Source organism: Klebsiella sp. JN_Kp121, assembly GCF_040062145.1.
GTDB lineage: Bacteria > Pseudomonadota > Gammaproteobacteria > Enterobacterales > Enterobacteriaceae > Klebsiella > Klebsiella aerogenes.
The window spans coordinates 31,017-52,493 of sequence record NZ_JBEAHX010000012.1 but is presented as its reverse complement, the minus strand read 5'-3'; the positions used below and the strand labels follow the sequence as shown (position 1 = coordinate 52,493).

Below are 21,477 nucleotides of genomic sequence, written 5' to 3'. Positions count from 1 at the left end.
CCTGATACCCGGAATGGCCTACTCGATCGATATCATCTCCTGCATCACCGACCGCTTCATGGCGCTGACCGCGACCGAAAAGCGCATTGCGCAGTTTATTCTCGACGACGTCGCCGCCGCGGCGGAAATGCCGATTGCCGAACTGGCGCGCCTGACCGACACCAGCCAGGCATCGGTGACGCGCTTTGCGCGTGCGCTGGGCTGCAAAGACGTGCGCGAACTGAAAATGAAGCTCGCCCAGTCGCTGGCCATTGGTCAGCGCTTTATTCTCGATGTGCCGGATCTGGAAGGCGTACAGGGAATTTATGAATCGATCATCAGCGTACTGGAAACCAACCGCCGGGCGCTGGATCTTGCGGCGCTGAAACGCGCGGTGGAATGGATTAGCGGCGCCCGCCAGGTGCTTGCGCTGGGTATGGGCGGCGGCTCGACCATCTGCGCGCAGGAGATCCAGTATCGCCTGTTCCGCCTCGGGTTGCCGGTAGTCAGCCAGAGCGACGGCCTGCTGGTTCGCATGATGAGTTCGGCGGTGACGGCGAAAGATGTGGTGATTGTGCTGTCGCTCGGCGGCTATACCAAAGAGATGATCGAAAGCGCCGCTATCGCCCGGCAATACGGGGCGAAAATTGTCGCTATTACCCCGCCGGAAACGCCGCTGGCGGCGCAGGCCGATATCGTGCTGCCGCTTCTGGTGAGCGAAAACGACTATATCTTTAAGCCCAGCGCCTCACGCTATGCGATGCTGGCGATGGTGGATGTGTTGGCCACCGAGCTGGCGATGGCCAATAAACCGCAGGCGAAAGACCGTCTGCGCCGCATTAAGCTGGCGCTCGACGACCACCGCGACGGCGTCGACCGACTGCCGCTCGGCGATTAATCGCCGCAGGCGGCGATAAAGCGTTGCGCCTGCTGGCGGGTACGCGCCAACGGCTGCCCGGCGCGGTAGAGATCGCTGCCTAACCCCGCCCCCGCGCAGCCCGCCTGACGCCAGCTGTGCAGGTTTTCCGGCGTCACGCCGCCGACCGCCAGCACCGGCACCTCCGGCGGCAACACCGCTTTCAGCGCGCGGATATAGTCCGGGCCGAATGCCGATGACGGAAAGATTTTCAGCCATTGCGCCCCGGCATCCAGCGCGCTAAACGCCTCGGAGGCCGTGGCACAGCCGGCGCACACCAGCATCCCCTTTTCTACCGCGCGGCGGATCACCGCCGGGGCCGTATTGGGCGTCACGATAAGCTTCGCCCCGGCTTCAGCCAGAAAATCAACCTGCTCAACCTTCAGCACCGTCCCCGCGCCAATCACCGACCGTTCGCCAAACTGGCGCACCATCGCCGGAATACTCTGCTGCCAGTCCGGCGAGTTAAGCGGAATTTCAATATAGCGAAAACCCGCCTCGATAAGTGCGGCGATATGCTCCGCCGCCTCACCAGGCTGAATACCGCGTAAAATCGCCACCAGTTTAACCTTGTCCATCAATCATCCTCGCTATACCCGAAAGAAACGCCGCCTCGCCGGAACAACAGGAAACGGCTAACCCACGCGCCGCCATCGCCTGCTGATAACGGGCACTGAGCGAGTGCTCACCAACCAGCACCACGCGGCTGGCGCGGTAGCGTTCGCTAAAGGTCGCCACCTCCGCGCCAATCAACAGCCCGGAGAGATAATCGCTCACCGAAGCCGCCGCCAGCGCGCCTAACACCCGCGCGGCGCGAGCGCTGAATAACCCGTCCAGCAGCGCCGGCTGAGTTAGCCCTTTTTCCATACCGAGAGCGAAAGCGGCGTCATCGGGTTGTTGTACCGGCAGTTGCTGGCCGAGCAACGAATGGTTAAGCAGCAGGTGATGCAGTTCGCCGGTCATCGCCGTGGCGAACTGGCGCACCACGCCGTTTTGCACCTGCACCCATTTGCAGTGGGTGCCGGGCATCACGTAACACTCCGCGGGCATCAGTTGCCAGGCGCCCAGCAGCTGCGTTTCTTCACCGCGCATCACGTCGTAATCTGCGGCCTGCGCCACTTTCAGCCCCGGCACGATCCACACGTTTTCCGCCACCTCATGTAACTGACCGTTGAGCGCCTCCAGCGCCAGCGGGCAGGCCAGATAAGGCACCGGTTGCCAGCCGGCATCACTGCCGATCATGCCCGCCATCACCACCGGCAGCGCGGGGTCGCCGCGCCACGGCGCCAGCTGCTGCTGAAATACCGCTTCGGCGCGCTGCCCGTTCAGGCGCGTGACGCCGCAGGGCAGCTTCAGCTGGTCGATGCATTCGCCATCACGCATCCGCCATGCCCGCAGCTGCGTAGAGCCCCAATCGACGGCAATATACTCGTTCATGATTGCCCCTTACCCGCGTGAGGTATGACGTTTGCCAATCGGCAGCGGCGGCGGCGTTGGGCGGCTTTCACGCTCGCGGGTAATCATCTCCAGCGCCTGCTCGCGGCTCATGCTGCTGGCCGGGGTCAGTAACGTCACCACCACCGAAGCCACCAGGCTCGTCAGTACCGCCGGAATACACGGGTTGCCCCAGAAAGCCAACCAGTCGCTATCTACCAGCACCGCAACCGATGCCCCGGCGCCGCCGGCCAGCGCGGCGACCGCGCCCTGCCAGTTAAAACGTTTCCAGAAGCGGCCAAGCATGGTGCAGATAAACATGCCGGACATAATCATCGAGATCATTTTGGTGATATAGCTGATGATGTCGTTGGAGGTCAGCGCAAACAGCAGCGCCAGCGCAATCACCAGAACCAGGAAGATCCGCGACAGGCGAATCGCTTTCTCCGGCGCGGGCATATGGCCGGTCACCAGGGTGTAGAGGTCGCGCAGCATAATGGACACCGCGGCGATGGCATCAGAGCTACCGGAAGACATATTGGCCGACATCCCGGCAATCAGGATCGCCATCGCCAGCACCGGCGGCAGCACCTGAGTGGCAAACAAGAAAGCGAAGCCGCTGTTTTCCAGCTGCGGGTTCATGGTCCATACCGCCATACCGATGATCGCCGGCAGGAAGGAGAAGCCCAGATACAGCAGGCCGGTAATGGTAAAGGACTGGCGCACCGAGGAGACGGTCTTCGCCGAGTAAATACGCTGGCGATAAGAAGGCGTCGCCAGCACGCCGACGCCGATCACCATCGCCAATGATAGCGCCGGCAACACGCCTAATTTATCGACCGCGAACAGGCTTTGCGCCGCCGGATCGACGGCCTGCTGAATATGGCTCCAGCCGCCAACGTGATGAACCGCCAGCACCGCCATTAAAATAAAGCCGACGAACAGCACGATTGATTGAATGGTATCGATCCACACCACCGCGGAATAGCCGCCGATACCGACATAAACCACAAAAGCCAGCGCGATAATAATTTTCGCGACATTAATATCAATGCCGCTGGCCCACGCCAGATATAATCCGCCGCCTAATATATGCGCTCCCAGCCAGCCGATAGAGGCAATAAAAATAAGTATCGCGACGAGGTTTTTGATAATTTTACTGCCGCCGGTGTAATACGACATTTCTTCACTCATGGTCATGAAGCGAAGTTTACGTACCGGTGCGAATAACCATGCCACCAGCAGGATCCCCACCGCGCCGCCAAGGCCGTAAAGCATCCCGGCCCAGCCGTTGCTGTAGCCAAAGCCGACGGCGCCGACGCTGGAGCCGGTCCCCACCATGGTGCCGACCGTCGAACCGAGAGTGAGGATCATCGGCAGCGAACGACCGCCAAGTAAAAAGTCTTCGCCGGTTTTCTGTTTGCGCGAAACGTACCAACCTAAGGTAATCATCGCGCAGGCATAAACGGAAAACCAAATCATAAATGACATATTATTCATGGCTCACATCCAGACGTAATAAATAATATTCGTGCCGCTGAATATTATGAGTTAACAGGAACCATGCCTGAAAAAAGGCATAGCGAACCCAGTGGCACCGATTTATTTATTCACTCTGGTGCCGATATCACATTTTTTTGATGATCCCCCCCGGAAAGGGAGGGAATTATTTTTTTGCCGTCAGGCGTTATTGTCGCGCAGCGTTAAAACAGGTCACATCCACTTCAACTTTGCAATCCACCACCAGGTCCGCCACGCAGCAAATGCGCGCTGGCGGATTATCGCCAAAGAACTCGCGAAATACCTTATTGAACGACTGGAAATAGCGCGCGTCGGTGAGGATCACTTTCACGTGTACCACGTCCGCCAGGCCGTAACCGGCTTCGCTCATGATGTCGACGCAGTTCTGGATCGCCAGCCGCGATTGTTCGACGATGCCGCCTTCTACGACTTCGCCATTTTTCATCGGCGTCTGCCCGGAGACATATAGCCAGCCGCCGGCTTCCACCGCGCGGGCAAACGGCAGATGCTGACCGCCGGTGCCGGTACCGCCTTCTACGCCATAACGTTTGATACTCATACTCAACTCCTTAGTCCATCCGACGGCGCAGGAAACGCCCTGCCCGCCCGGTAATTTTCTTATCACTGCCGTAGCTCATCACGCCGTTGACCATCACCGCCTCAATGCCGTCCGCCGGTCGTTTCGGGTCGGAGAAACTGGCGACATCGCGCACCGTCTGCGGGTCAAACAGCACCAGGTCGGCAAAGTAGCCAATTTTCACCAGCCCGCGATCCGCCAGCTGGAAGCGCGCCGCCGACAGCCCGGTCATCTTGTGTACCGCGGTAGTCAGCGGGAATAGCTGCTCGTCGCGGCTATAGTGGCCGAGTACCCGCGGGAAGGCGCCCCACAGGCGAGGATGCGGCATCGGATCGTTCGGCAGCCCGTCAGAGCCAATCATGGTGACCGGATAGCGCATCACTCGCCGTACGTCCTGCTCATCCATGTTGTAGTAGATAGCGCCCGCCGGCATCAGCCGCGCCGCGGCGTCGTGCAGGCTCACCTGCCACTCATTGGCGATCTGCTGCAGCGTTTTCCCCGCCTGCTCCGGCTGCGCTTCGGACCAGGTGATCACGATATCAAACTCATCGGTCACCTGTTTCATATCCAGCGTCGACGAGCTGGCGGAGTAGGGATAACAGTCGCAGGCGATATCCTGCTGCTGGCGCATCTCATCGAAAAACGCCAGCGTCTCTTTGGTACGCCCCCAGTTTTTCGCCCCGGCGCACTTGTGGTGCGAAACCACCACCGGCACGTTGCCGTGGCGGCCGATGCGGAAGGCTTCATCCAACGCCTCGAGAATCGGCTCAAACTCTGAACGTAAATGGGTGGTATAGATGCCCTTCCCGGCTGCCAGCTCTTCCGCCAGCGCCATCACCTCTTCGGTAGTCGACTGGAAGGCGCTGGCATAGGCCAGCCCGGTACTGAGCCCTAATGCTCCCTGGCGCAGCGCATCGCGTAGCTGTACGCGCATACCGGCGATTTCCGTCTCGCTCGCCGGACGAAACAGATCGTCCATATGGTTATTACGCAGCGCTGTGTGACCGATTAGCGTGCCGACGTTCAACGACGGTCGCGCCGCTTCCACCGCGTGGGCATAAGCCTCCACGGTGGGATAGATAAAGTGCTGCTGTTCGCCGAGGAGATTCATCGGGTCCGGCACTTCCCCGCGCATGGTAGCGGTCGCCGCGCTGATCCCGCAGTTGCCGACGATCACCGTCGTCACCCCCTGGCTGAGTTTCGGCAAGTACTCAGGCATACGGATAACGTTGATATCATCATGGGTATGCACATCAATAAAGCCCGGCGCCAGTACCCGCCCCTGGCCATCAATCACCTGCTCCGCCGCGACATCCAGCGCCGGGGCGATAGCCATTATTCGGTCGCCCTTCACCGCCACATCAGCACGGTATTGCGGCCCGCCGCTCCCGTCGATCACCGTGACGTTTTTGAAAAGCCAGTCAACTTTCATAGCAATTACTCCCTTTCGACATGCCGATAAGTTAACCATTTACAAGCGCAAAAAACAGTGGAAAACTACGCAAAACCCAGATCATTTTGTGATACTTTTATTCAAAACGAATAACATTTTTATATTAAAAATATATTTATCAAATAGTTATAAATGATACCAAGAGACTAACCGATTATAACCCCTGAAAGGATAGTGTTATGAAATACCATTCAGCACCGCTCATCCCGCACAAATCCGCCCTCATGTCCGCGCCGGCTAATCTGCTGGCGGAAGAGGTCTGTCTACCCGCCGCGCTGCTAAAAAAGTCGGCGCTGGAAAATAATATTTCATGGATGCAGCGTTACGCCGACGCCCGCGGCGTGTCGCTGGCGCCGCATGGTAAAACGACAATGACGCCATGGATTTTTCAGGCGCAGCAGCGAGCGGGAGCGTGGGGGATTGGCGTGGGTAGCGCCTGGCAGGCAAGCGCGGCGATGGCCAGCGGCGTCCAACGCGTCCTGATGGTCAATCAGCTGGTCGGCAAGGCCAATATGCAGGTGGTCGCGCAGCTAAAAGCCCACTATCGGGCAGTGGATTTTATCTGCTGCGTCGATAGCGAGGCCAACGTGCGCGCCCTCTCCGCATTCTTCGCCGCCCAGGGACAAACGCTGGATGTGCTGATTGAACTTGGCGTGCCGGGCGGGCGCTGCGGCTGTCGTAGCGTTGATGACGCGCTGGCGCTGGCGCAGCGGGTAAGCGATCTGCCGGGGTTACGGCTACGCGGACTGGAATTGTATGAAGGGGTGCTGCACGGCGACGATCCGCAACCGCAGGTGGAAGCGCTGTTACAACAGGCCGCGGCGCTTGCCTGCCGCATGGAGCCGCTGGTTGACGGCGAATTTATTCTCACCGGCGCGGGCACCGTCTGGTATGACGTGGTGTGCAACATCTGGCTGGCGGCGGCAAAACCGCGCCGCTGCCGTATCGTCATCCGCCCTGGCTGTTATATCACCCACGATCGCGGGATCTACGATCTCGCACAACAAGAACTGATCGCCCGCGATCCGATTGCCTGCGATCTCGCCGGCGATCTTACATCAGCGCTGGAGCTGATGGCGATGGTGCAATCGGTGCCTGAGGCGGATCGCGCGGTGGTAAACTTCGGCAAGCGCGACTGCGCCTTCGACGCCGGGCTGCCGCAGCCGATCGCCCATTATCGTAACGGCCAGCAGTTAGCGCTGCGCGCGGAGTCGATCGTCAGTATCGGCATCATGGATCAGCACTGCATGCTGCGCTTGGCGCCAGGCAGCGATGTGCAGGTCGGCGATATTCTGCTGTTCGGCACCTCGCACCCCTGTCTGACCTTTGATAAGTGGAAGACGTTGCTGCTGGTCGATGACGACTACAACGTGCTGGACGAGCTCGACACGCTGTTTTGACAGGCATCCCGGGTGGCGGCGCTTCGCCAAAGCAATCAACCGCGCCTTCCGGCTGGCGGAATCTTTGAAAAACGCGGCAAAGCCGGAGATCCTGCTGTGCCGCTGCGAAGATGTACGCTGCGGCGATATGGCGGCAGCCGCGGGCTGGCCGCTGGCCCCTGCCCGCGCGGAAACGCTTATTGCCCTCGCCAGGTTGAGCGCCGAGCCGTAACCGCTACTCTTCTTCATCACCGCGCCCGGCAGGGACGCCAAGCGCAATAAACTCCTCCAGCAGCGTGGTCAACTGACGCATCTTCTCCGCCGTAAACTGCGCTTCTATCTGCCGGTAGGCCTCTTCCACCTGCGCCTGGGCGCTCTCATACAGCGCCAGCCCGGCGGGCGTCAGCGACAGGTAGAGCTTGCGCTGATCGTTGACCGGTTTTAAACGCAACACTAAACCGTCGCGCTCCATGCGCGTCAGAATCCCGGTCAGGCTGGGGCGCAAAATGCAGGCGCGCCAGGCCAGGTCGTGGAAATCCATCGATGGGTTTTCCGCAAGGATACGCACAATACGCCACTGCTGTTCGGTCAGGTTGTGGCGTTTGACGATCGGCCGGAAATGGGCCATCGCCGCTTCCCGCGCCTGCAGCAGCGCAATGGTTAATGAATCATGCATGGTATCCCCTCAACAACGCTCACCAAAACTTATTAACAATTTAATAATTAGCCCTAATCCTGCCATGTACAACCGGTTTCTGCACCTGAAAAGTACCAGTCGTCATTAAAAATAAATGTATCTATATGATAAATAATAAATAAATAAAAAATATGTAAATATTGTGTTAATCCGATCACAAAACATTCACTTCTATTTGCCAAACCGGCGCGCAAAGAATAAAAGATGATCATTAACATATTAATGAAATTCCTTCGAATCGATAATCAGTACCAGAGGAGTGGTGAATGAAAGGTACCATCTTCGCCGTTGCGCTCAATCATCGCAGCCAGCTCGACGCCTGGCGCGAAGCGTTTCAACAGGCCCCCTACAAGACGCCGCCGAAAACCGCGGTCTGGTTCATCAAACCCCGCAATACCGTGATTGGCGATGGCGAAGCCATTCCCCATCCGCAGGGCGAGACCGTACAAAGCGGCGCGACGGTGGCGCTGATTGTCGGCAAAACCGCGCGTAAAGTGGCGGCGGAAGAGGCGGCGCACTATATCGCCGGCTACGCGCTGGCTAACGACGTTAGCCTGCCGGAAGAGAGTTTTTATCGCCCGGCGATTAAAGCCAAATGCCGCGATGGCTTCTGCCCCATCGGCGCGCTGTCGGCGGTGCGCAACGTCGATAACCTGACCATCATCACCGAAATCAACGGCCGCGAGGCGGATAGCTGGCATACCGGCGATCTGCAGCGAAATGCCGCGCAGCTGCTTAGCGCCTTAAGCGAGTTCGCCACCCTCAATCCCGGCGACACGATCCTTATCGGCACGCCCCACTCTCGCGTCACGCTGCGCCCCGGCGACCGCGTACGTATTCTCGCCGACGGTTTCCCGGCGCTCGAAAACCCGGTTGTCGCAGAAGGAGAGCTGGCATGAAACAGGCACGCATTGAATGGCAAGGACAGGTACGCGACGTGCTGGTCGATGAACGCGACCAGGTGCGCCTGCACGATGGTACGGTATTGAAAGAAGGCGAATTCCGCTGGCTGCCGCCCGCCGACGGCACGCTGTTCGCGCTGGGGCTGAATTACGCCGACCACGCCAGCGAGCTGGAGTTTAAACCGCCAACCGAGCCTTTGGTGTTCATCAAAGCGCCAAACACCTTTATTGGCCACCAGCAGCAGTCGGTACGCCCGGATAACGTCGAATACATGCACTACGAAGCCGAACTGGTGGTAGTGATCGGGAAAACCGCGCGCCGCGTCAGCGAAGCCGAGGCCATGGATTATGTCGCTGGCTATACCGTGTGCAACGACTACGCGATCCGCGACTATCTGGAAAACTACTACCGCCCGAACCTGCGGGTGAAAAGCCGCGATACCCTGACGCCGATTGGCCCGTGGATCGTCGCCAAAGAGGCGATCCCGGATCCGCATAATCTGGCCCTGCGCACCTGGGTCAACGGCGAACTGCGCCAGCAGGGCACCACCGCCGATCTGATCTTCAGCATCCCGTTCCTCATCGCTTATTTAAGCGAATTTATGACCCTGCAACCGGGCGACATGATCGCCACCGGCACGCCGAAAGGGCTATCCGATGTGGTGCCGGGCGACGAGGTGATCGTTGAAGTCGAGGGCGTGGGCCGCCTGGTCAACCATATCATCAGCCAGCAAGCGTATGAGGAGACACTGTCATGAAAAAGATTAACCATTGGATCAACGGTAAAAACGTTGCCGGCGCAGACTATTTTCATACCACCAACCCGGCCACCGGCGAGGTACTGGCTGAAGTCGCCTCCGGCGGCGAAGCCGAAATCAACCAGGCGGTAGCGGCGGCGAAAGAGGCCTTCCCGAAGTGGGCTAACCTGCCGATGAAAGAGCGCGCGCGCCTGATGCGCCGCCTGGGGGATCTGATCGATCAGAACGTCCCGGAGATCGCGGCGATGGAAACCGCCGATACCGGCCTGCCTATCCACCAGACCAAAAACGTGCTGATCCCGCGGGCGTCGCATAACTTCGAATTTTTCGCCGAAGTGTGCCAGCAGATGAACGGCAAGACCTATCCGGTCGATGACAAGATGCTCAACTACACCCTCGTGCAGCCGGTTGGCGTCTGCGCGCTGGTGTCGCCGTGGAACGTGCCGTTTATGACCGCCACCTGGAAGGTGGCGCCGTGCCTGGCGCTGGGGAATACCGCGGTGCTGAAAATGTCCGAGCTGTCGCCGCTGACCGCCGATCGTCTGGGCGAGCTGGCGCTGGAGGCCGGGATCCCGGCTGGCGTGCTCAACGTGGTGCAGGGCTATGGCGCCACCGCTGGCGACGCGCTGGTACGCCATCATGATGTGCGCGCCGTCTCCTTCACCGGCGGCACCGCCACCGGGCGCAACATCATGAAAAACGCCGGACTGAAAAAGTACTCCATGGAGCTTGGCGGAAAATCGCCGGTGCTGATTTTTGAAGACGCCGATATCGAGCGCGCGCTCGACGCCGCGCTGTTCACCATTTTCTCGATCAACGGCGAACGCTGCACCGCCGGTTCGCGCATTTTCATTCAGCAGAGTATTTATCCGGAGTTCGTCAAACGCTTCGCCGAGCGCGCCAACCGCCTGCGCGTGGGCGATCCGACCGATCCGAATACCCAGGTCGGCGCGCTGATTAGCAAGCAGCACTGGGAGAAAGTGTCCGGCTACATTCGCCTCGGCATTGAAGAGGGCGCCACCCTGCTGGCCGGCGGCGCGGATAAACCATCAGATCTGCCGGCGCATCTGAAATCCGGCAACTTCCTGCGCCCGACAGTGCTGGCGGATGTCGACAACCGCATGCGCGTCGCCCAGGAAGAGATTTTTGGCCCGGTCGCCTGCCTGCTGCCGTTCAAAGACGAAGCGGAAGGGCTGCGCCTGGCGAACGATGTGGAATACGGTCTGGCGTCGTACATCTGGACCCAGGACGTCAGCAAAGTGCTGCGCCTGGCGCGCGGTATTGAAGCCGGGATGGTGTTCGTCAACACCCAGAACGTGCGCGACCTGCGCCAGCCGTTCGGCGGCGTGAAGGCCTCCGGCACCGGCCGCGAAGGCGGCGAATACAGCTTTGAAGTGTTCGCCGAAATGAAAAACGTCTGCATCTCGATGGGCGACCATCCGATCCCGAAATGGGGAGTCTGATATGGGTAAGTTAGCGTTAGCAGCAAAAATCACTCACGTGCCGTCGATGTATCTGTCTGAGCTGCCGGGGAAAAACCACGGCTGCCGTCAGGGCGCTATCGACGGGCATAAAGAAATCGGCAAGCGCTGCCGTGAAATGGGCGTCGATACCATTATCGTGTTTGATACCCACTGGCTGGTCAACAGCGCCTACCACATCAACTGTGCCGACCATTTTCAGGGCGTCTACACCAGTAACGAACTGCCGCATTTTATTCGCGACATGACCTACGACTACGACGGCAACCCGGAGCTGGGCCACCTGATTGCCGACGAGGCCGTCAAGCTTGGCGTACGCGCCAAAGCGCACAATATTCCGAGCCTGAAGCTGGAGTACGGCACCCTGGTGCCGATGCGCTACATGAATAGCGATAAGCATTTTAAAGTGGTGTCCATTTCCGCCTTCTGTACCGTTCACGATTTTGCCGACAGCCGCAAGCTGGGCGAGGCCATCCTCAAGGCCATCGACAAATATGACGGCACCGTAGCGGTGCTGGCCAGCGGTTCGCTGTCGCATCGCTTTATCGACGACCAGCGCGCCGAAGAGGGGATGAACAGCTATACCCGCGAGTTTGATCATCAGATGGATGAGCGCGTGGTGAAGCTGTGGCGCGAGGGCAAATTCAAAGAGTTCTGCACCATGCTGCCGGAGTACGCCGACTACTGCTACGGCGAAGGCAACATGCACGACACGGTGATGCTGCTCGGTCTGCTGGGTTGGGATAAATACGACGGCAAGGTGGAGTTTATCACCGAGCTATTCGCCAGTTCCGGTACCGGCCAGGTTAACGCCGTGTTCCCGCTGCCGGCGCAGGCGTAAGGAGGCCGTATGCCGCATTTTATCGCCGAGTGTAGCGACAATATCCGCGAACAGGCCGATTTACCGGGGCTGTTCGCTAAAGTCAACGAGGCGCTGGCCGCCACCGGTATCTTTCCGATTGGCGGCATTCGTAGCCGCGCCCACTGGCTCGATACCTGGCAGATGGCCGACGGCAAGCATGATTACGCCTTCGTGCATATGACCCTGAAGATCGGCGCCGGGCGCAGCCTTGAGAGCCGCCAGGAGGTGGGCGAAATGCTTTTCGCGCTGATCAAAGCCCACTTTGCCGCGCTGATGGAGAGCCGCTATCTGGCGCTGTCGTTCGCCATGGAAGAACTCGACCCGACGCTGAACTACAAACAGAACAACGTGCACGCGTTATTTAAATAATGTGCAAATTGCCCGGTGGCGCTGCGCTTACCGGGCCTACAACGGCCATGAATTTGTAGGCCGGATAAGCGAAGCGCCATCCGGCAATACAATGCCACAGGAATCACTATGCTCGATAAACAGACCCGAACCCTGATTGCCCAGCGGCTGAACCAGGCCGAAAAACAGCGTGAACAGATCCGCGCGATCTCGCTGGATTATCCGTCGATCACCATTGAGGACGCCTACGCCGTCCAGCGCGAGTGGGTCGAGATGAAGATCGCCGAAGGCCGCGTGCTCAAAGGCCACAAGATCGGCCTGACCTCTAAAGCGATGCAGGCCAGTTCGCAGATCAGCGAGCCGGACTACGGCGCGCTGCTCGACGATATGTTCTTTCACGACGGCAGCGATATTCCCACCGACCGCTTTATCGTGCCGCGTATTGAAGTCGAGCTGGCCTTCGTGCTGGCCAAACCGCTGCGCGGCCCGAACTGCACGCTGTTTGATGTCTACAACGCCACCGACTACGTTATCCCGGCGCTGGAGCTTATCGACGCGCGTTGCCACAACATCGACCCGGAAACCCAGCGTCCGCGCAAAGTGTTCGACACTATCTCCGATAACGCCGCCAACGCCGGGGTGATCCTCGGCGGCCGGCCGATTAAACCGGACGAGCTCGACCTGCGCTGGATCTCCGCCCTGCTGTATCGCAACGGCGTGATTGAAGAGACCGGCGTCGCCGCGGGCGTACTCAATCATCCGGCCAACGGCGTGGCGTGGCTGGCCAACAAACTGGCGCCATACGATGTCCAGCTCGAAGCCGGGCAGATTATCCTCGGCGGCTCCTTCACCCGCCCGGTCCCGGCGCGCAAGGGCGATACCTTCCACGTCGACTACGGCAACATGGGCGCCATCAGCTGCCGCTTTGTTTGAGGAGAGCAACATGAACAACGCATTTAAAGAGGCGCTCAAGGCCGGGCGTCCGCAAATCGGCCTGTGGCTTGGGCTGTGCAGCAGCTACAGCGCCGAACTGCTGGCCGGCGCGGGCTTCGACTGGCTGCTGATCGACGGCGAACACGCGCCCAACAATGTACAAACGGTGCTGACCCAGCTTCAGGCCATTGCACCCTACCCCAGCCAGCCGGTGGTGCGTCCGTCGTGGAACGATCCGGTACAAATTAAACAACTGCTGGACGTCGGCGCGCAAACCCTGCTGGTGCCGATGGTGCAGAACGCCGAAGAAGCGCGGCTGGCGGTCAGAGCCACCCGCTACCCGCCTGCCGGCATTCGCGGCGTCGGCAGCGCGCTGGCCCGCGCCTCGCGCTGGAATCGCGTCCCGGATTATATCCACCGGGCCAATGACGCCATGTGCGTACTGGTGCAGATTGAGACCCGCGAAGCGCTGAAAAATCTGCCGCAGATCCTCGATGTCGAAGGGGTGGATGGCGTGTTTATCGGCCCGGCGGATCTCAGCGCTGATATGGGCCACGGCGGCAACCCACAACACCCGGAAGTGCAGGCCGCCATTGAAGATGCCATCCAGCAAATCCGCCAGGCCGGAAAGGCGCCGGGGATCCTGATGGCCAATGAACAGCTGGCGAAACGCTATCTCGAACTGGGCGCGCTGTTCGTCGCCGTCGGCGTCGATACCACCCTGCTGGCCCGCGGCGCAGAAGCGCTGGCGGCCCGTTTTACCCACACCGCAACCACCACAACCGATAACAATAAATCCGTCTATTGAACGGATAATGTGGAGCGCAACATGACTACCTCTACCCTGCAACACAATGATAATAAAGCCGTTGAAGTAGAAAACCGGGTGATCAAAAAGCTGTTCCGCCGCCTGATCACCTTCCTGTTTGTTCTCTTTGTTTTCTCATTTTTGGATCGCATTAATATCGGCTTCGCCGGCCTGACGATGGGTAAAGATCTCGGCCTGACCTCCACCATGTTCGGCCTGGCGGCGACGCTGTTCTATGTCACCTACGTGCTGTGCGGGATCCCCAGCAATATCATGCTGGCGAAAGTTGGCGCGCGCCGCTGGATCGCCGGGATCATGGTGGTCTGGGGGATCGCCTCGACCTGCACCATGTTCGCCACCAGCCCGCATACGCTGTACATCCTGCGGATGCTGGTCGGCATCGCCGAAGCCGGTTTTCTGCCGGGGATCCTCGTCTATCTGACCTGGTGGTTCCCGGCCTATCATCGCGCCCGCGCCAACGCCCTGTTTATGATCGCCATGCCGGTGACCATGATGCTCGGCTCGATACTTTCCGGCTATATCCTGGCGCTCGACGGCCTGTGGAACCTGAAAGGCTGGCAGTGGCTGTTTCTGCTGGAAGGCCTGCCGTCGGTGGTGCTCGGCGTCGTCACCTGGTTCTTCCTCAACGACACGCCGGATAAAGCCAACTGGCTGGACAACGAAGAGAAACAGGCGCTGAAGGCGATGATCGATCGCGAGCGGGAACATGCGGCGATCGTCCCGGCTTCGCCGCGTTCCACGCTGCGCGAAGTACTGACGCCAGCGGTGCTGATGTATACCCTCGCCTACTTCTGCCTGACCAATACCCTCAGCGCCATTAATATCTGGACGCCGCAGATCCTGCAGAGCTTCAACACCGGCAGTAGCAACATCATGATTGGCCTGCTGGCGGCGATCCCGCAGTTCTGCACCATTTTCGGCATGATCTGGTGGAGCCGCCGCTCCGACCGGCGCAAAGAGCGCAAGATGCATACCATCCTGCCCTACCTGTTCGCCGCGGCGGGTTGGCTGCTGGCTTCGGCAACGCACCACAGCCTGATCCAACTGATCGGCATTATTATGGCTTCGGTGGGATCCTTTACCGCGATGGCCATTTTCTGGACCACCCCGGATCGGGTGATCAGCCTGCAATCGCGCGCGGTGGCGCTGGCGGTGATCAACGCCATCGGCAACGTCGGCTCTGCCGTCAGCCCGCTGTTGATCGGCATTTTGCGCGATACCACCGGCAGCTTTAGCTCCGGGCTGTGGTTTGTCGCCGGGCTGCTGATCGTCGGCGCGCTGGTGCTCACCCGCATTCCGATGAGCCAGCGCGAGGACGCCGCCGCCGCGCCGGGCTTAGCGGCGCAAAAAGGCCACTAAGGAGCGGGTATGTGCCAGCATTCAATCGCCAACATCGACATCAATAAAGATTACGACGAGAGTCTGGGCACCGAAGAGGTGCACTATCAGTCGTTTGCCCGCATGGCGGCCTTTTTTGGCCGCGACATGCAGGCGCATCGCCACGACCGCTATTTTCAGATGCACTTTCTTGATACCGGACAGATTGAGCTGCAGCTTGATGACCACCGCTATTCTGTGCAGGCGCCGCTGTTTGTGATAACACCGCCCTCGGTACCGCACGCCTTTATTACCGAGTCCGATAGCGATGGTCACGTGTTGACGGTGCACGAAGAACTCATCTGGCCGCTGCTGGAGGTGCTTTATCCCGGTACGCGGGAGACCTTCGGTCTGCCGGGGATCTGCCTGTCGCTGGCGGATAAACCCGACGAGCTGGCGGCGCTGGCGCACTACTGGCAGCTGATTCGCCGTGAATCCACCGCTCAGTTACCGGGGCGCGAGCATACCCTGGCGCTGCTGGCGCAGGCGGTATTTACCCTGCTGCTGCGCAACGCCAGGCTCGACGATCATGCCGCCAGCGGCATGCGCGGCGAGCTGAAATTATTCCAGCGCTTTAACCAGATGATCGACAGCCACTTCCATCAACACTGGACGGTACCGGATTACGCCAGCGAGCTGCATCTGACCGAATCGCGGTTGACCGATATCTGCCGCCGCTTCGCCAACCGCCCGCCGAAGCGGCTGATATTCGACCGCCAGCTACGCGAGGCGAAGCGGCTGCTGCTGTTTTCCGATAGCGCGGTCAATGAGATAGCCTGGCAGTTGGGGTTTAAAGATCCCGCTTATTTTGCGCGCTTTTTTAGCCGCCAGGTCGGCTGCTCGCCAAGCAGTTACCGGGCGCAAAAAGTACCGGTATCGTAATACCCCGGCGGCGCTGCGCTTGCCGGGGCTACGGTCCATAGGGCCTGTCAGCGCCGCGCCGCCCGCCAAAAGCTGCAGAGATCACAAAATTCACTCCCGCCTGAAAAGTACCCGCCGTTGTCGCAAACGTCCCTTCACGACAAGCGCAATAACCGCTTCAATTAAACAACAAAAACAAAACATATATTTAACATCATTATTCCGATAAATACTGAAGAGGCCCCTATGAAACCTGAAGATTTCCGCGCCGACGCGAAACGCCCGTTAACTGGCGAAGAGTATTTAAAAAGCCTGCAGGATGGCCGCGAAATTTATATCTACGGCGAGCGCGTGAAGGATGTCACCACGCATCCGGCCTTCCGTAATGCCGCGGCTTCCGTCGCTCAGCTGTACGATGCGCTGCACAAACCGGAGATGCAGGATTCCCTGTGCTGGGGCACCGATACCGGCAGCGGCGGCTACACCCACAAATTCTTCCGCGTGGCGAAAAGCGCCGACGATCTGCGCCAGCAGCGCGACGCCATCGCCGAATGGTCGCGCTTAAGCTACGGCTGGATGGGCCGCACCCCGGACTACAAAGCCGCCTTCGGCTGCGCGCTGGGCGCCAACCCGGCGTTTTACGGCCAGTTCGAGCAGAACGCCCGCAACTGGTACACCCGCATTCAGGAAACCGGCCTGTACTTTAACCACGCTATCGTCAACCCGCCGATCGACCGCCACAAGCCGGCTGATGAAGTGAAGGATGTCTACATCAAGCTGGAAAAAGAGACCGATGCCGGGATCATCGTCAGCGGCGCGAAAGTGGTCGCCACCAACTCGGCGCTGACCCACTACAACATGATCGGCTTCGGCTCCGCACAGGTGATGGGCGAGAACCCGGACTTCGCGCTGATGTTCGTCGCGCCGATGGATGCCGAAGGCGTCAAGCTTATCTCCCGCGCCTCCTATGAGATGGTCGCCGGCGCGACCGGATCGCCGTACGACTATCCGCTTTCCAGCCGTTTCGACGAGAACGACGCGATTCTGGTAATGGATAAGGTGCTGATCCCATGGGAGAACGTACTGATTTATCGCGACTTTGACCGCTGCCGCCGCTGGACCATGGAAGGTGGTTTCGCCCGCATGTACCCGCTGCAGGCCTGCGTGCGCCTGGCGGTAAAACTCGACTTTATCACCGCCCTGCTGAAACGTTCTCTGGAATGTACCGGCACCCTCGAATTCCGCGGCGTGCAGGCCGACCTTGGCGAAGTGGTTGCGTGGCGCAACATGTTCTGGGCGTTAAGCGATTCCATGTGCTCGGAAGCGACGCCGTGGGTCAACGGCGCATGGCTGCCGGATCACGCCGCGCTGCAGACCTATCGCGTGATGGCGCCGATGGCCTACGCCAAGATCAAGAACATCATCGAGCGTAACGTCACCAGCGGCCTGATTTATCTGCCGTCCAGCGCCCGCGATCTGAACAACCCGCAGATCGATCAGTATCTGGCGAAGTACGTGCGCGGCTCCAACGGTATGGATCACGTTGAACGTATCAAGATCCTCAAACTGATGTGGGACGCCATCGGCAGCGAATTCGGCGGCCGCCATGAACTGTATGAGATCAACTACTCCGGTAGCCAGGATGAAATTCGCCTGCAGTGTCTGCGCCAGGCGCAGAGCTCCGGCAATATGGACAAAATGATGGCGATGGTTGACCGCTGCCTGTCCGAGTACGACCAGAACGGCTGGACGGTGCCGCATCTGCACAATAACGCTGATATCAACATGTTGGATAAGCTGCTGAAGTAATTCACAGCGGGAGGTCATAATGCAATTAGATGAACAACGCCTGCGTTTTCGCGATGCCATGGCCAGCCTGTCGGCTGCGGTTAACGTTGTCACCACCGCAGGTGAAGCCGGCCGCTGCGGCATTACCGCCACGGCGGTTTGCTCGGTGACGGATACGCCGCCATCGGTGATGGTTTGTATCAACGCCAACAGCGCGATGAACCCGGTATTTCAGGGCAACGGCAAGTTGTGCATCAACGTGCTGAACCACGAACAGGAAATCATGGCCCGTCATTTCGCCGGGATGACCGGGGTGACGATGGAAGAGCGGTTTGCCCTCAGCGGCTGGCAGCAGGGCGCGCTCGGACAGCCGGTACTGAAGGGTTCGCTGGCCAGCCTCGAAGGCGAGATTAGCCAGGTGCAAACCATTGGTACCCACCTGGTGTATCTGGTGGAGATCCGCAATATTACCCTGAGCCCGCAAGGGCACGGCCTGATTTACTTTAAACGCCGTTTCCACCCGGTGATGATGGAAATGGAAGTCGCGGTGTAATGGCCTCGCCTGCCTCTCCCCGGATAACGGGGAGGGGCAATACAGATTCGCGTTAGCGTTCCTGCCGGGCAAACTGTGTCAGCGCCGCGCCGCCTGCGCGTTCAGCTTGCCCTGCGTCACCGCCGGCTGGTTCTGCTCTTTCTCCTTGTCACATAGCGGACTCATAATATTATGAACAAACTTCTTCTGAACGTGAACTAGAATCCTTCAACCTTAAAAAGGCGCGAAAGAATAATTCCGATACCTAGTACCCCTCCTCCCACACTCCCGATTTTTATGCCTTGTAGGATATCATTCCATGACAATTGAAATTCATCACCCAGAATCCATAGTACTGTAACAAAAAAAATTTTTGCCAATAGCCCAGTAATAATTACAGAGAACATACAGACAAAAAATATGCAAAAACTAGCGATCATTTTTCTTTTTAAAAGAAAGATTGAACTACTCATTTCTTAACCTTATTGATAATTTCTTGAGTTTCAACACTGCCGTATTCTGTGCGAAAGGAACCAGTTATGTTTCCTGTTGCTCAAGGAATTTTACTTGGCGATATTTCTTTCGATATTCCAATCAGCCCTTTTATTTCCGTATATTTTAATCTAACGGGATCAAATTTGGGGTCCCATCCACCAGTTATCCATTTACCGATTGTATTTGCAGTAGGCTTCACTACATAATGACCAACCCCATATCCTAATCCAGAGCCAACACTACTTGTTATAGCCCCAACCATGGGGTCATCTCCTTTAATATAACTTGATGTTGCTCCACCTGCCGCATTCCATCCCACAGTTCCTAACCAACCAGTTTTTGCGGTTGCTGCTCCAACCCAAGTCGCTATCAACGCATCTGTGTAATTCACTTCACGAGTCGTGGCATATTGTATTGCAGTATTGGCTCCGCCACTGATGGTTGCTGTTATCAGAGCCCCCTTTGGCAATATACCTAACCCAACAGTACCTGCCAGATGGGCTGATACTACTGCATTCCCTTTTGCCACATCTTCAGCAAGTTTTCCTTTACAGTCTGTATCGCAGTCTGGCGTCTGGCTGTGAATGATTTCCGCCACATACGGGCTCACTGCGCCACTCGTCGCCTGCGCAAGGTTGCCCCCGCCAGACCCTGCATCGCCGCCGTTACCGCCTGCGCCACCTTCTGGTACTTTCCGCCCGTATCGTAGTTTATTATATGGATAGGATCGCGGCACTGGCGCCGGGATCTTTTTAAATAGCTATATTAGTGGATATTAAATCGATGTTTAATCCATAAACCAATGATTATTACCCCGCTAACAAACGAGCCAATTTTTATACTCAAAAACAAATAATTAATAACTGAAACATTAATAGTTCCTGTTTCGAAATAAAAAATAATTGGCTTAATAAAAAGTGCAAGAAATGAACTCAAGCTCATGATTATCATCAGAACAGTGAAAACAGTGAGCCAACGGTAAAAATCATTTTTCATTTTCAGTTCTCTTCCACAAATTATTAGTAGTTTTAGAGCCACCTTGTCCTGTTGCTTCTGTAATGATTGATGATATAGCGTTCCCAGATATTCCAGGTATCGGTGATAAAGGTAATGGTTTGCTTATTCCCATCTCCAAATTAACCCACTCGTAATTTTTCCATGCAGGATTAACCCATTTATCTAATGAAATTTTGGCAACTTTACCTATTCCATAACCGATACCCGAAGCGGCACCACTTATTACGCCACCTTTAAATGGATCATCACCGTTCAGATAGCTGGATGTTGCACCACCTGCCGCATTCCAGCCCACGGTTCCCCAGGCTCCCGTATTTGCAGTAAATGCTCCAACATACGTCGCAATGAGCACATCCGTTGGATTAACTTCTCCATTCATAAGATACTGGATACCAGCATTTGCCGTTCCACCTATCGCGCCAGTAATCTGCATTCCTCCCGGCAGATAGATTAGCCCCGCTGAAGCCAACGCACCTGCATAAGCTTTATTTTCAGCAATTCCTCGCTGGCAGGCTTCACCAGACGGGTTATCTGCGCATGAGAGAACATCTGCGCCATGCTCTCTGGCTTTCTCACCCTGGCTCCATTCGTTCCCGCCCATCAGGTTATTCTCCACCGCATTCTTCCCGGCCTGCGCCCCCGCCACCGCATCCGCGCTGCTGCCTCCGCTAAGCCCACCCATCAGTCCCGCCGCCAGCGTACTCAGCGCGCTTATCGTCGACTTCTGCTCATCCGACAGCTCTTCTGTCTTAACACCCGGATAATATTCCGCCGCTATCCAGCGCCCCAGCAGCTCGCCGCTCACTGCGCCTGCCGCTCCCGCCAGCGCGCTGTTATTTCCCGATGCCGCCGCTATCGCTCCCCACACCGCGTGCGCCATCGCATTGGCTTCCACATTCACCTTACCCGTCGCGCTGTCCGTCGTCTGGCTGTGAATGATTTCCGCCACATACGGACTCACTGCCCCGCTCGCCGCCTGCGCCAGGTTGCCGCCCGCCAGACCCTGCATCGCCGCCGTTACCGCCTGCGCCACCTTCTGGTACTTTCCGCCCGTATCGTAGTCCGCCGTCGCCGTCCGGCTCACCTGCGCGCTGATTTGTTCCTCGCTCGGACTGCCATTCCCTCCCGCTACCAGCTTCGCCCGCGCCGCTGCCCGCGCCGCCGGGTCGCTCTGCGCCGCCTGCGCGTTCAGCTTGCCCTGCGTCACCAGCACATCACTCACCTGGCGCCCGATTTCACCTATCTTCTGCGCCGTCGCCAGACGGTTCTGCTCTTTCTCCTTATCAAATATCGGACTCAGCGTCTGGTTCGCATGCGCCGCATCCCGGCTTAACCCCG

General features: G+C 58.2%; 24 protein-coding genes and 1 pseudogene. 16 read left to right on the top strand and 9 right to left on the bottom strand.

Annotated features, from left to right (window positions below; all coding sequences use genetic code 11):
- Window positions 1–13: 13 nt before the first annotated feature.
- Complete coding sequence (locus ABLU86_RS16725; RefSeq protein ID WP_045379739.1) at window positions 14–877, top strand: MurR/RpiR family transcriptional regulator; 864 nt, start codon at window positions 14–16, stop codon at window positions 875–877.
- Here ABLU86_RS16725 and ABLU86_RS16720 read toward each other — a convergent pair.
- The 5 genes from ABLU86_RS16720 to ABLU86_RS16700 form a co-directional block, all read right to left on the bottom strand.
- Window positions 874–1,473: a 2-dehydro-3-deoxy-6-phosphogalactonate aldolase gene (locus ABLU86_RS16720; RefSeq protein WP_047041254.1), complete on the bottom strand. Its 600-nt coding sequence runs from the start codon at window positions 1,471–1,473 to the stop codon at window positions 874–876. The two genes, ABLU86_RS16725 and ABLU86_RS16720, sit on opposite strands and share 4 nt — an antisense overlap.
- A complete protein-coding gene (locus ABLU86_RS16715; protein ID WP_047041252.1) occupies window positions 1,460–2,332 on the bottom strand; it encodes a 2-dehydro-3-deoxygalactonokinase in 873 nt (290 codons plus the stop codon). The genes ABLU86_RS16720 and ABLU86_RS16715 overlap by 14 nt, the downstream gene beginning before the upstream one ends.
- Window positions 2,333–2,341: 9 nt before the next feature.
- Window positions 2,342–3,829 carry a sodium:solute symporter family protein gene (locus tag ABLU86_RS16710; protein ID WP_015368414.1) on the bottom strand — a complete coding sequence of 496 codons (1,488 nt, stop codon included), beginning with the start codon at window positions 3,827–3,829 and terminating at the stop codon, window positions 2,342–2,344.
- Window positions 3,830–4,016: 187 nt separating this feature from the next.
- Window positions 4,017–4,409 (bottom strand): RidA family protein, encoded by a 393-nt coding sequence (locus tag ABLU86_RS16705; RefSeq protein WP_015368415.1) that lies wholly within the window; start codon window positions 4,407–4,409, stop codon window positions 4,017–4,019.
- A 10-nt stretch (window positions 4,410–4,419) separates the two neighbouring features.
- Complete coding sequence (locus ABLU86_RS16700; RefSeq protein ID WP_015704304.1) at window positions 4,420–5,859, bottom strand: D-aminoacylase; 1,440 nt, start codon at window positions 5,857–5,859, stop codon at window positions 4,420–4,422.
- On the opposite strand from ABLU86_RS16700, the gene ABLU86_RS16695 reads away from it, so the two are divergent.
- From ABLU86_RS16695 to ABLU86_RS16685, 3 genes and pseudogenes are all read left to right on the top strand, one after another.
- Window positions 5,837–6,016 carry a hypothetical protein gene (locus ABLU86_RS16695; protein WP_042929906.1) on the top strand — a complete coding sequence of 60 codons (180 nt, stop codon included), beginning with the start codon at window positions 5,837–5,839 and terminating at the stop codon, window positions 6,014–6,016. The genes ABLU86_RS16700 and ABLU86_RS16695 overlap by 23 nt on opposite strands.
- A 43-nt stretch (window positions 6,017–6,059) precedes the next feature.
- Window positions 6,060–7,280: an amino acid deaminase gene (locus ABLU86_RS16690; RefSeq protein WP_047041249.1), complete on the top strand. Its 1,221-nt coding sequence runs from the start codon at window positions 6,060–6,062 to the stop codon at window positions 7,278–7,280.
- A 13-nt stretch (window positions 7,281–7,293) separates the two neighbouring features.
- Window positions 7,294–7,491: pseudogene (locus ABLU86_RS16685) on the top strand (FAD/NAD(P)-binding oxidoreductase); the annotation flags it as partial.
- A 3-nt stretch (window positions 7,492–7,494) separates the two neighbouring features.
- Here ABLU86_RS16685 and hpaR read toward each other — a convergent pair.
- Window positions 7,495–7,935: a homoprotocatechuate degradation operon regulator HpaR gene (hpaR, locus tag ABLU86_RS16680; RefSeq protein WP_015704296.1), complete on the bottom strand. Its 441-nt coding sequence runs from the start codon at window positions 7,933–7,935 to the stop codon at window positions 7,495–7,497.
- Window positions 7,936–8,222: 287 nt separating this feature from the next.
- Here hpaR and ABLU86_RS16675 point away from each other — a divergent pair, with 287 nt between their 5' ends.
- From ABLU86_RS16675 to ABLU86_RS16625, 11 genes are all read left to right on the top strand, one after another.
- Entirely contained in the window at window positions 8,223–8,855 is a 633-nt protein-coding gene (locus tag ABLU86_RS16675) for a fumarylacetoacetate hydrolase family protein (RefSeq protein WP_046883362.1), read from the top strand.
- Window positions 8,852–9,616, top strand: coding sequence for a fumarylacetoacetate hydrolase family protein (locus tag ABLU86_RS16670; protein WP_020079698.1), 765 nt, complete (start codon window positions 8,852–8,854; stop codon window positions 9,614–9,616). The genes ABLU86_RS16675 and ABLU86_RS16670 overlap by 4 nt, the downstream gene beginning before the upstream one ends.
- Window positions 9,613–11,079 carry a 5-carboxymethyl-2-hydroxymuconate semialdehyde dehydrogenase gene (hpaE, locus tag ABLU86_RS16665; protein WP_009485357.1) on the top strand — a complete coding sequence of 489 codons (1,467 nt, stop codon included), beginning with the start codon at window positions 9,613–9,615 and terminating at the stop codon, window positions 11,077–11,079. Before ABLU86_RS16670 ends, hpaE begins: the two co-directional genes overlap by 4 nt.
- Window position 11,080: 1 nt before the next feature.
- The gene (gene hpaD / locus ABLU86_RS16660) at window positions 11,081–11,938 is read left to right on the top strand and encodes a 3,4-dihydroxyphenylacetate 2,3-dioxygenase (RefSeq protein WP_009485358.1); all 858 of its coding nucleotides are present in this window, start codon (window positions 11,081–11,083) and stop codon (window positions 11,936–11,938) included.
- A gap of 9 nt (window positions 11,939–11,947) precedes the next feature.
- Complete coding sequence (locus tag ABLU86_RS16655; RefSeq protein WP_015368431.1) at window positions 11,948–12,328, top strand: 5-carboxymethyl-2-hydroxymuconate Delta-isomerase; 381 nt, start codon at window positions 11,948–11,950, stop codon at window positions 12,326–12,328.
- A gap of 108 nt (window positions 12,329–12,436) precedes the next feature.
- Window positions 12,437–13,240 carry a 2-oxo-hept-4-ene-1,7-dioate hydratase gene (hpaH, locus tag ABLU86_RS16650; RefSeq protein ID WP_002887487.1) on the top strand — a complete coding sequence of 268 codons (804 nt, stop codon included), beginning with the start codon at window positions 12,437–12,439 and terminating at the stop codon, window positions 13,238–13,240.
- A gap of 10 nt (window positions 13,241–13,250) precedes the next feature.
- A complete protein-coding gene (gene hpaI / locus ABLU86_RS16645; RefSeq protein ID WP_015368432.1) occupies window positions 13,251–14,048 on the top strand; it encodes a 4-hydroxy-2-oxoheptanedioate aldolase in 798 nt (265 codons plus the stop codon).
- Between the two features lie 21 nt (window positions 14,049–14,069).
- The gene (gene hpaX, locus ABLU86_RS16640) at window positions 14,070–15,428 is read left to right on the top strand and encodes a 4-hydroxyphenylacetate permease (RefSeq protein ID WP_002887477.1); all 1,359 of its coding nucleotides are present in this window, start codon (window positions 14,070–14,072) and stop codon (window positions 15,426–15,428) included.
- Between the two features lie 9 nt (window positions 15,429–15,437).
- Window positions 15,438–16,328, top strand: coding sequence for a 4-hydroxyphenylacetate catabolism regulatory protein HpaA (gene hpaA, locus ABLU86_RS16635; protein ID WP_015368434.1), 891 nt, complete (start codon window positions 15,438–15,440; stop codon window positions 16,326–16,328).
- A 225-nt stretch (window positions 16,329–16,553) separates the two neighbouring features.
- Window positions 16,554–18,116 (top strand): 4-hydroxyphenylacetate 3-monooxygenase, oxygenase component, encoded by a 1,563-nt coding sequence (hpaB, locus tag ABLU86_RS16630; RefSeq protein ID WP_002887473.1) that lies wholly within the window; start codon window positions 16,554–16,556, stop codon window positions 18,114–18,116.
- 19 nt (window positions 18,117–18,135) lie between these two features.
- Window positions 18,136–18,648: a 4-hydroxyphenylacetate 3-monooxygenase reductase subunit gene (locus tag ABLU86_RS16625; protein WP_002887467.1), complete on the top strand. Its 513-nt coding sequence runs from the start codon at window positions 18,136–18,138 to the stop codon at window positions 18,646–18,648.
- Between the two features lie 197 nt (window positions 18,649–18,845).
- On the opposite strand, the gene ABLU86_RS16620 is transcribed toward ABLU86_RS16625, so the two are convergent.
- The 3 genes from ABLU86_RS16620 to ABLU86_RS16610 all read right to left on the bottom strand — a co-directional run bounded on the left by ABLU86_RS16620 (window position 18,846) and on the right by ABLU86_RS16610 (window position 21,088).
- On the bottom strand, window positions 18,846–19,100 hold the full coding sequence (locus tag ABLU86_RS16620) for a hypothetical protein (protein ID WP_020079701.1): 255 nt from the start codon (window positions 19,098–19,100) through the stop codon (window positions 18,846–18,848).
- Window positions 19,101–19,180: 80 nt separating this feature from the next.
- Window positions 19,181–19,720, bottom strand: coding sequence for an adhesin (locus ABLU86_RS16615; RefSeq protein WP_225317851.1), 540 nt, complete (start codon window positions 19,718–19,720; stop codon window positions 19,181–19,183).
- Between the two features lie 387 nt (window positions 19,721–20,107).
- On the bottom strand, window positions 20,108–21,088 hold the full coding sequence (locus ABLU86_RS16610) for a VENN motif pre-toxin domain-containing protein (protein ID WP_225317852.1): 981 nt from the start codon (window positions 21,086–21,088) through the stop codon (window positions 20,108–20,110).
- Here ABLU86_RS16610 and ABLU86_RS16605 point away from each other — a divergent pair.
- A complete protein-coding gene (locus tag ABLU86_RS16605; RefSeq protein ID WP_225317853.1) occupies window positions 21,071–21,472 on the top strand; it encodes a hypothetical protein in 402 nt (133 codons plus the stop codon). The genes ABLU86_RS16610 and ABLU86_RS16605 overlap by 18 nt on opposite strands.
- The last annotated feature ends 5 nt before the right edge of the window (window positions 21,473–21,477 follow it).

Coding starts and splice junctions, on each gene's coding strand:
- ABLU86_RS16725 (WP_045379739.1), top strand. CDS start 14: ATGGCCTACTCGATCGATATCATCTCCTGCATCACCGACCGCTTCATG.
- ABLU86_RS16720 (WP_047041254.1), bottom strand. CDS start 1,473: ATGGACAAGGTTAAACTGGTGGCGATTTTACGCGGTATTCAGCCTGGT.
- ABLU86_RS16715 (WP_047041252.1), bottom strand. CDS start 2,332: ATGAACGAGTATATTGCCGTCGATTGGGGCTCTACGCAGCTGCGGGCA.
- ABLU86_RS16710 (WP_015368414.1), bottom strand. CDS start 3,829: ATGAATAATATGTCATTTATGATTTGGTTTTCCGTTTATGCCTGCGCG.
- ABLU86_RS16705 (WP_015368415.1), bottom strand. CDS start 4,409: ATGAGTATCAAACGTTATGGCGTAGAAGGCGGTACCGGCACCGGCGGT.
- ABLU86_RS16700 (WP_015704304.1), bottom strand. CDS start 5,859: ATGAAAGTTGACTGGCTTTTCAAAAACGTCACGGTGATCGACGGGAGC.
- ABLU86_RS16690 (WP_047041249.1), top strand. CDS start 6,060: ATGAAATACCATTCAGCACCGCTCATCCCGCACAAATCCGCCCTCATG.
- hpaR (WP_015704296.1), bottom strand. CDS start 7,935: ATGCATGATTCATTAACCATTGCGCTGCTGCAGGCGCGGGAAGCGGCG.
- ABLU86_RS16675 (WP_046883362.1), top strand. CDS start 8,223: ATGAAAGGTACCATCTTCGCCGTTGCGCTCAATCATCGCAGCCAGCTC.
- ABLU86_RS16670 (WP_020079698.1), top strand. CDS start 8,852: ATGAAACAGGCACGCATTGAATGGCAAGGACAGGTACGCGACGTGCTG.
- hpaE (WP_009485357.1), top strand. CDS start 9,613: ATGAAAAAGATTAACCATTGGATCAACGGTAAAAACGTTGCCGGCGCA.
- hpaD (WP_009485358.1), top strand. CDS start 11,081: ATGGGTAAGTTAGCGTTAGCAGCAAAAATCACTCACGTGCCGTCGATG.
- ABLU86_RS16655 (WP_015368431.1), top strand. CDS start 11,948: ATGCCGCATTTTATCGCCGAGTGTAGCGACAATATCCGCGAACAGGCC.
- hpaH (WP_002887487.1), top strand. CDS start 12,437: ATGCTCGATAAACAGACCCGAACCCTGATTGCCCAGCGGCTGAACCAG.
- hpaI (WP_015368432.1), top strand. CDS start 13,251: ATGAACAACGCATTTAAAGAGGCGCTCAAGGCCGGGCGTCCGCAAATC.
- hpaX (WP_002887477.1), top strand. CDS start 14,070: ATGACTACCTCTACCCTGCAACACAATGATAATAAAGCCGTTGAAGTA.
- hpaA (WP_015368434.1), top strand. CDS start 15,438: ATGTGCCAGCATTCAATCGCCAACATCGACATCAATAAAGATTACGAC.
- hpaB (WP_002887473.1), top strand. CDS start 16,554: ATGAAACCTGAAGATTTCCGCGCCGACGCGAAACGCCCGTTAACTGGC.
- ABLU86_RS16625 (WP_002887467.1), top strand. CDS start 18,136: ATGCAATTAGATGAACAACGCCTGCGTTTTCGCGATGCCATGGCCAGC.
- ABLU86_RS16620 (WP_020079701.1), bottom strand. CDS start 19,100: ATGAGTAGTTCAATCTTTCTTTTAAAAAGAAAAATGATCGCTAGTTTT.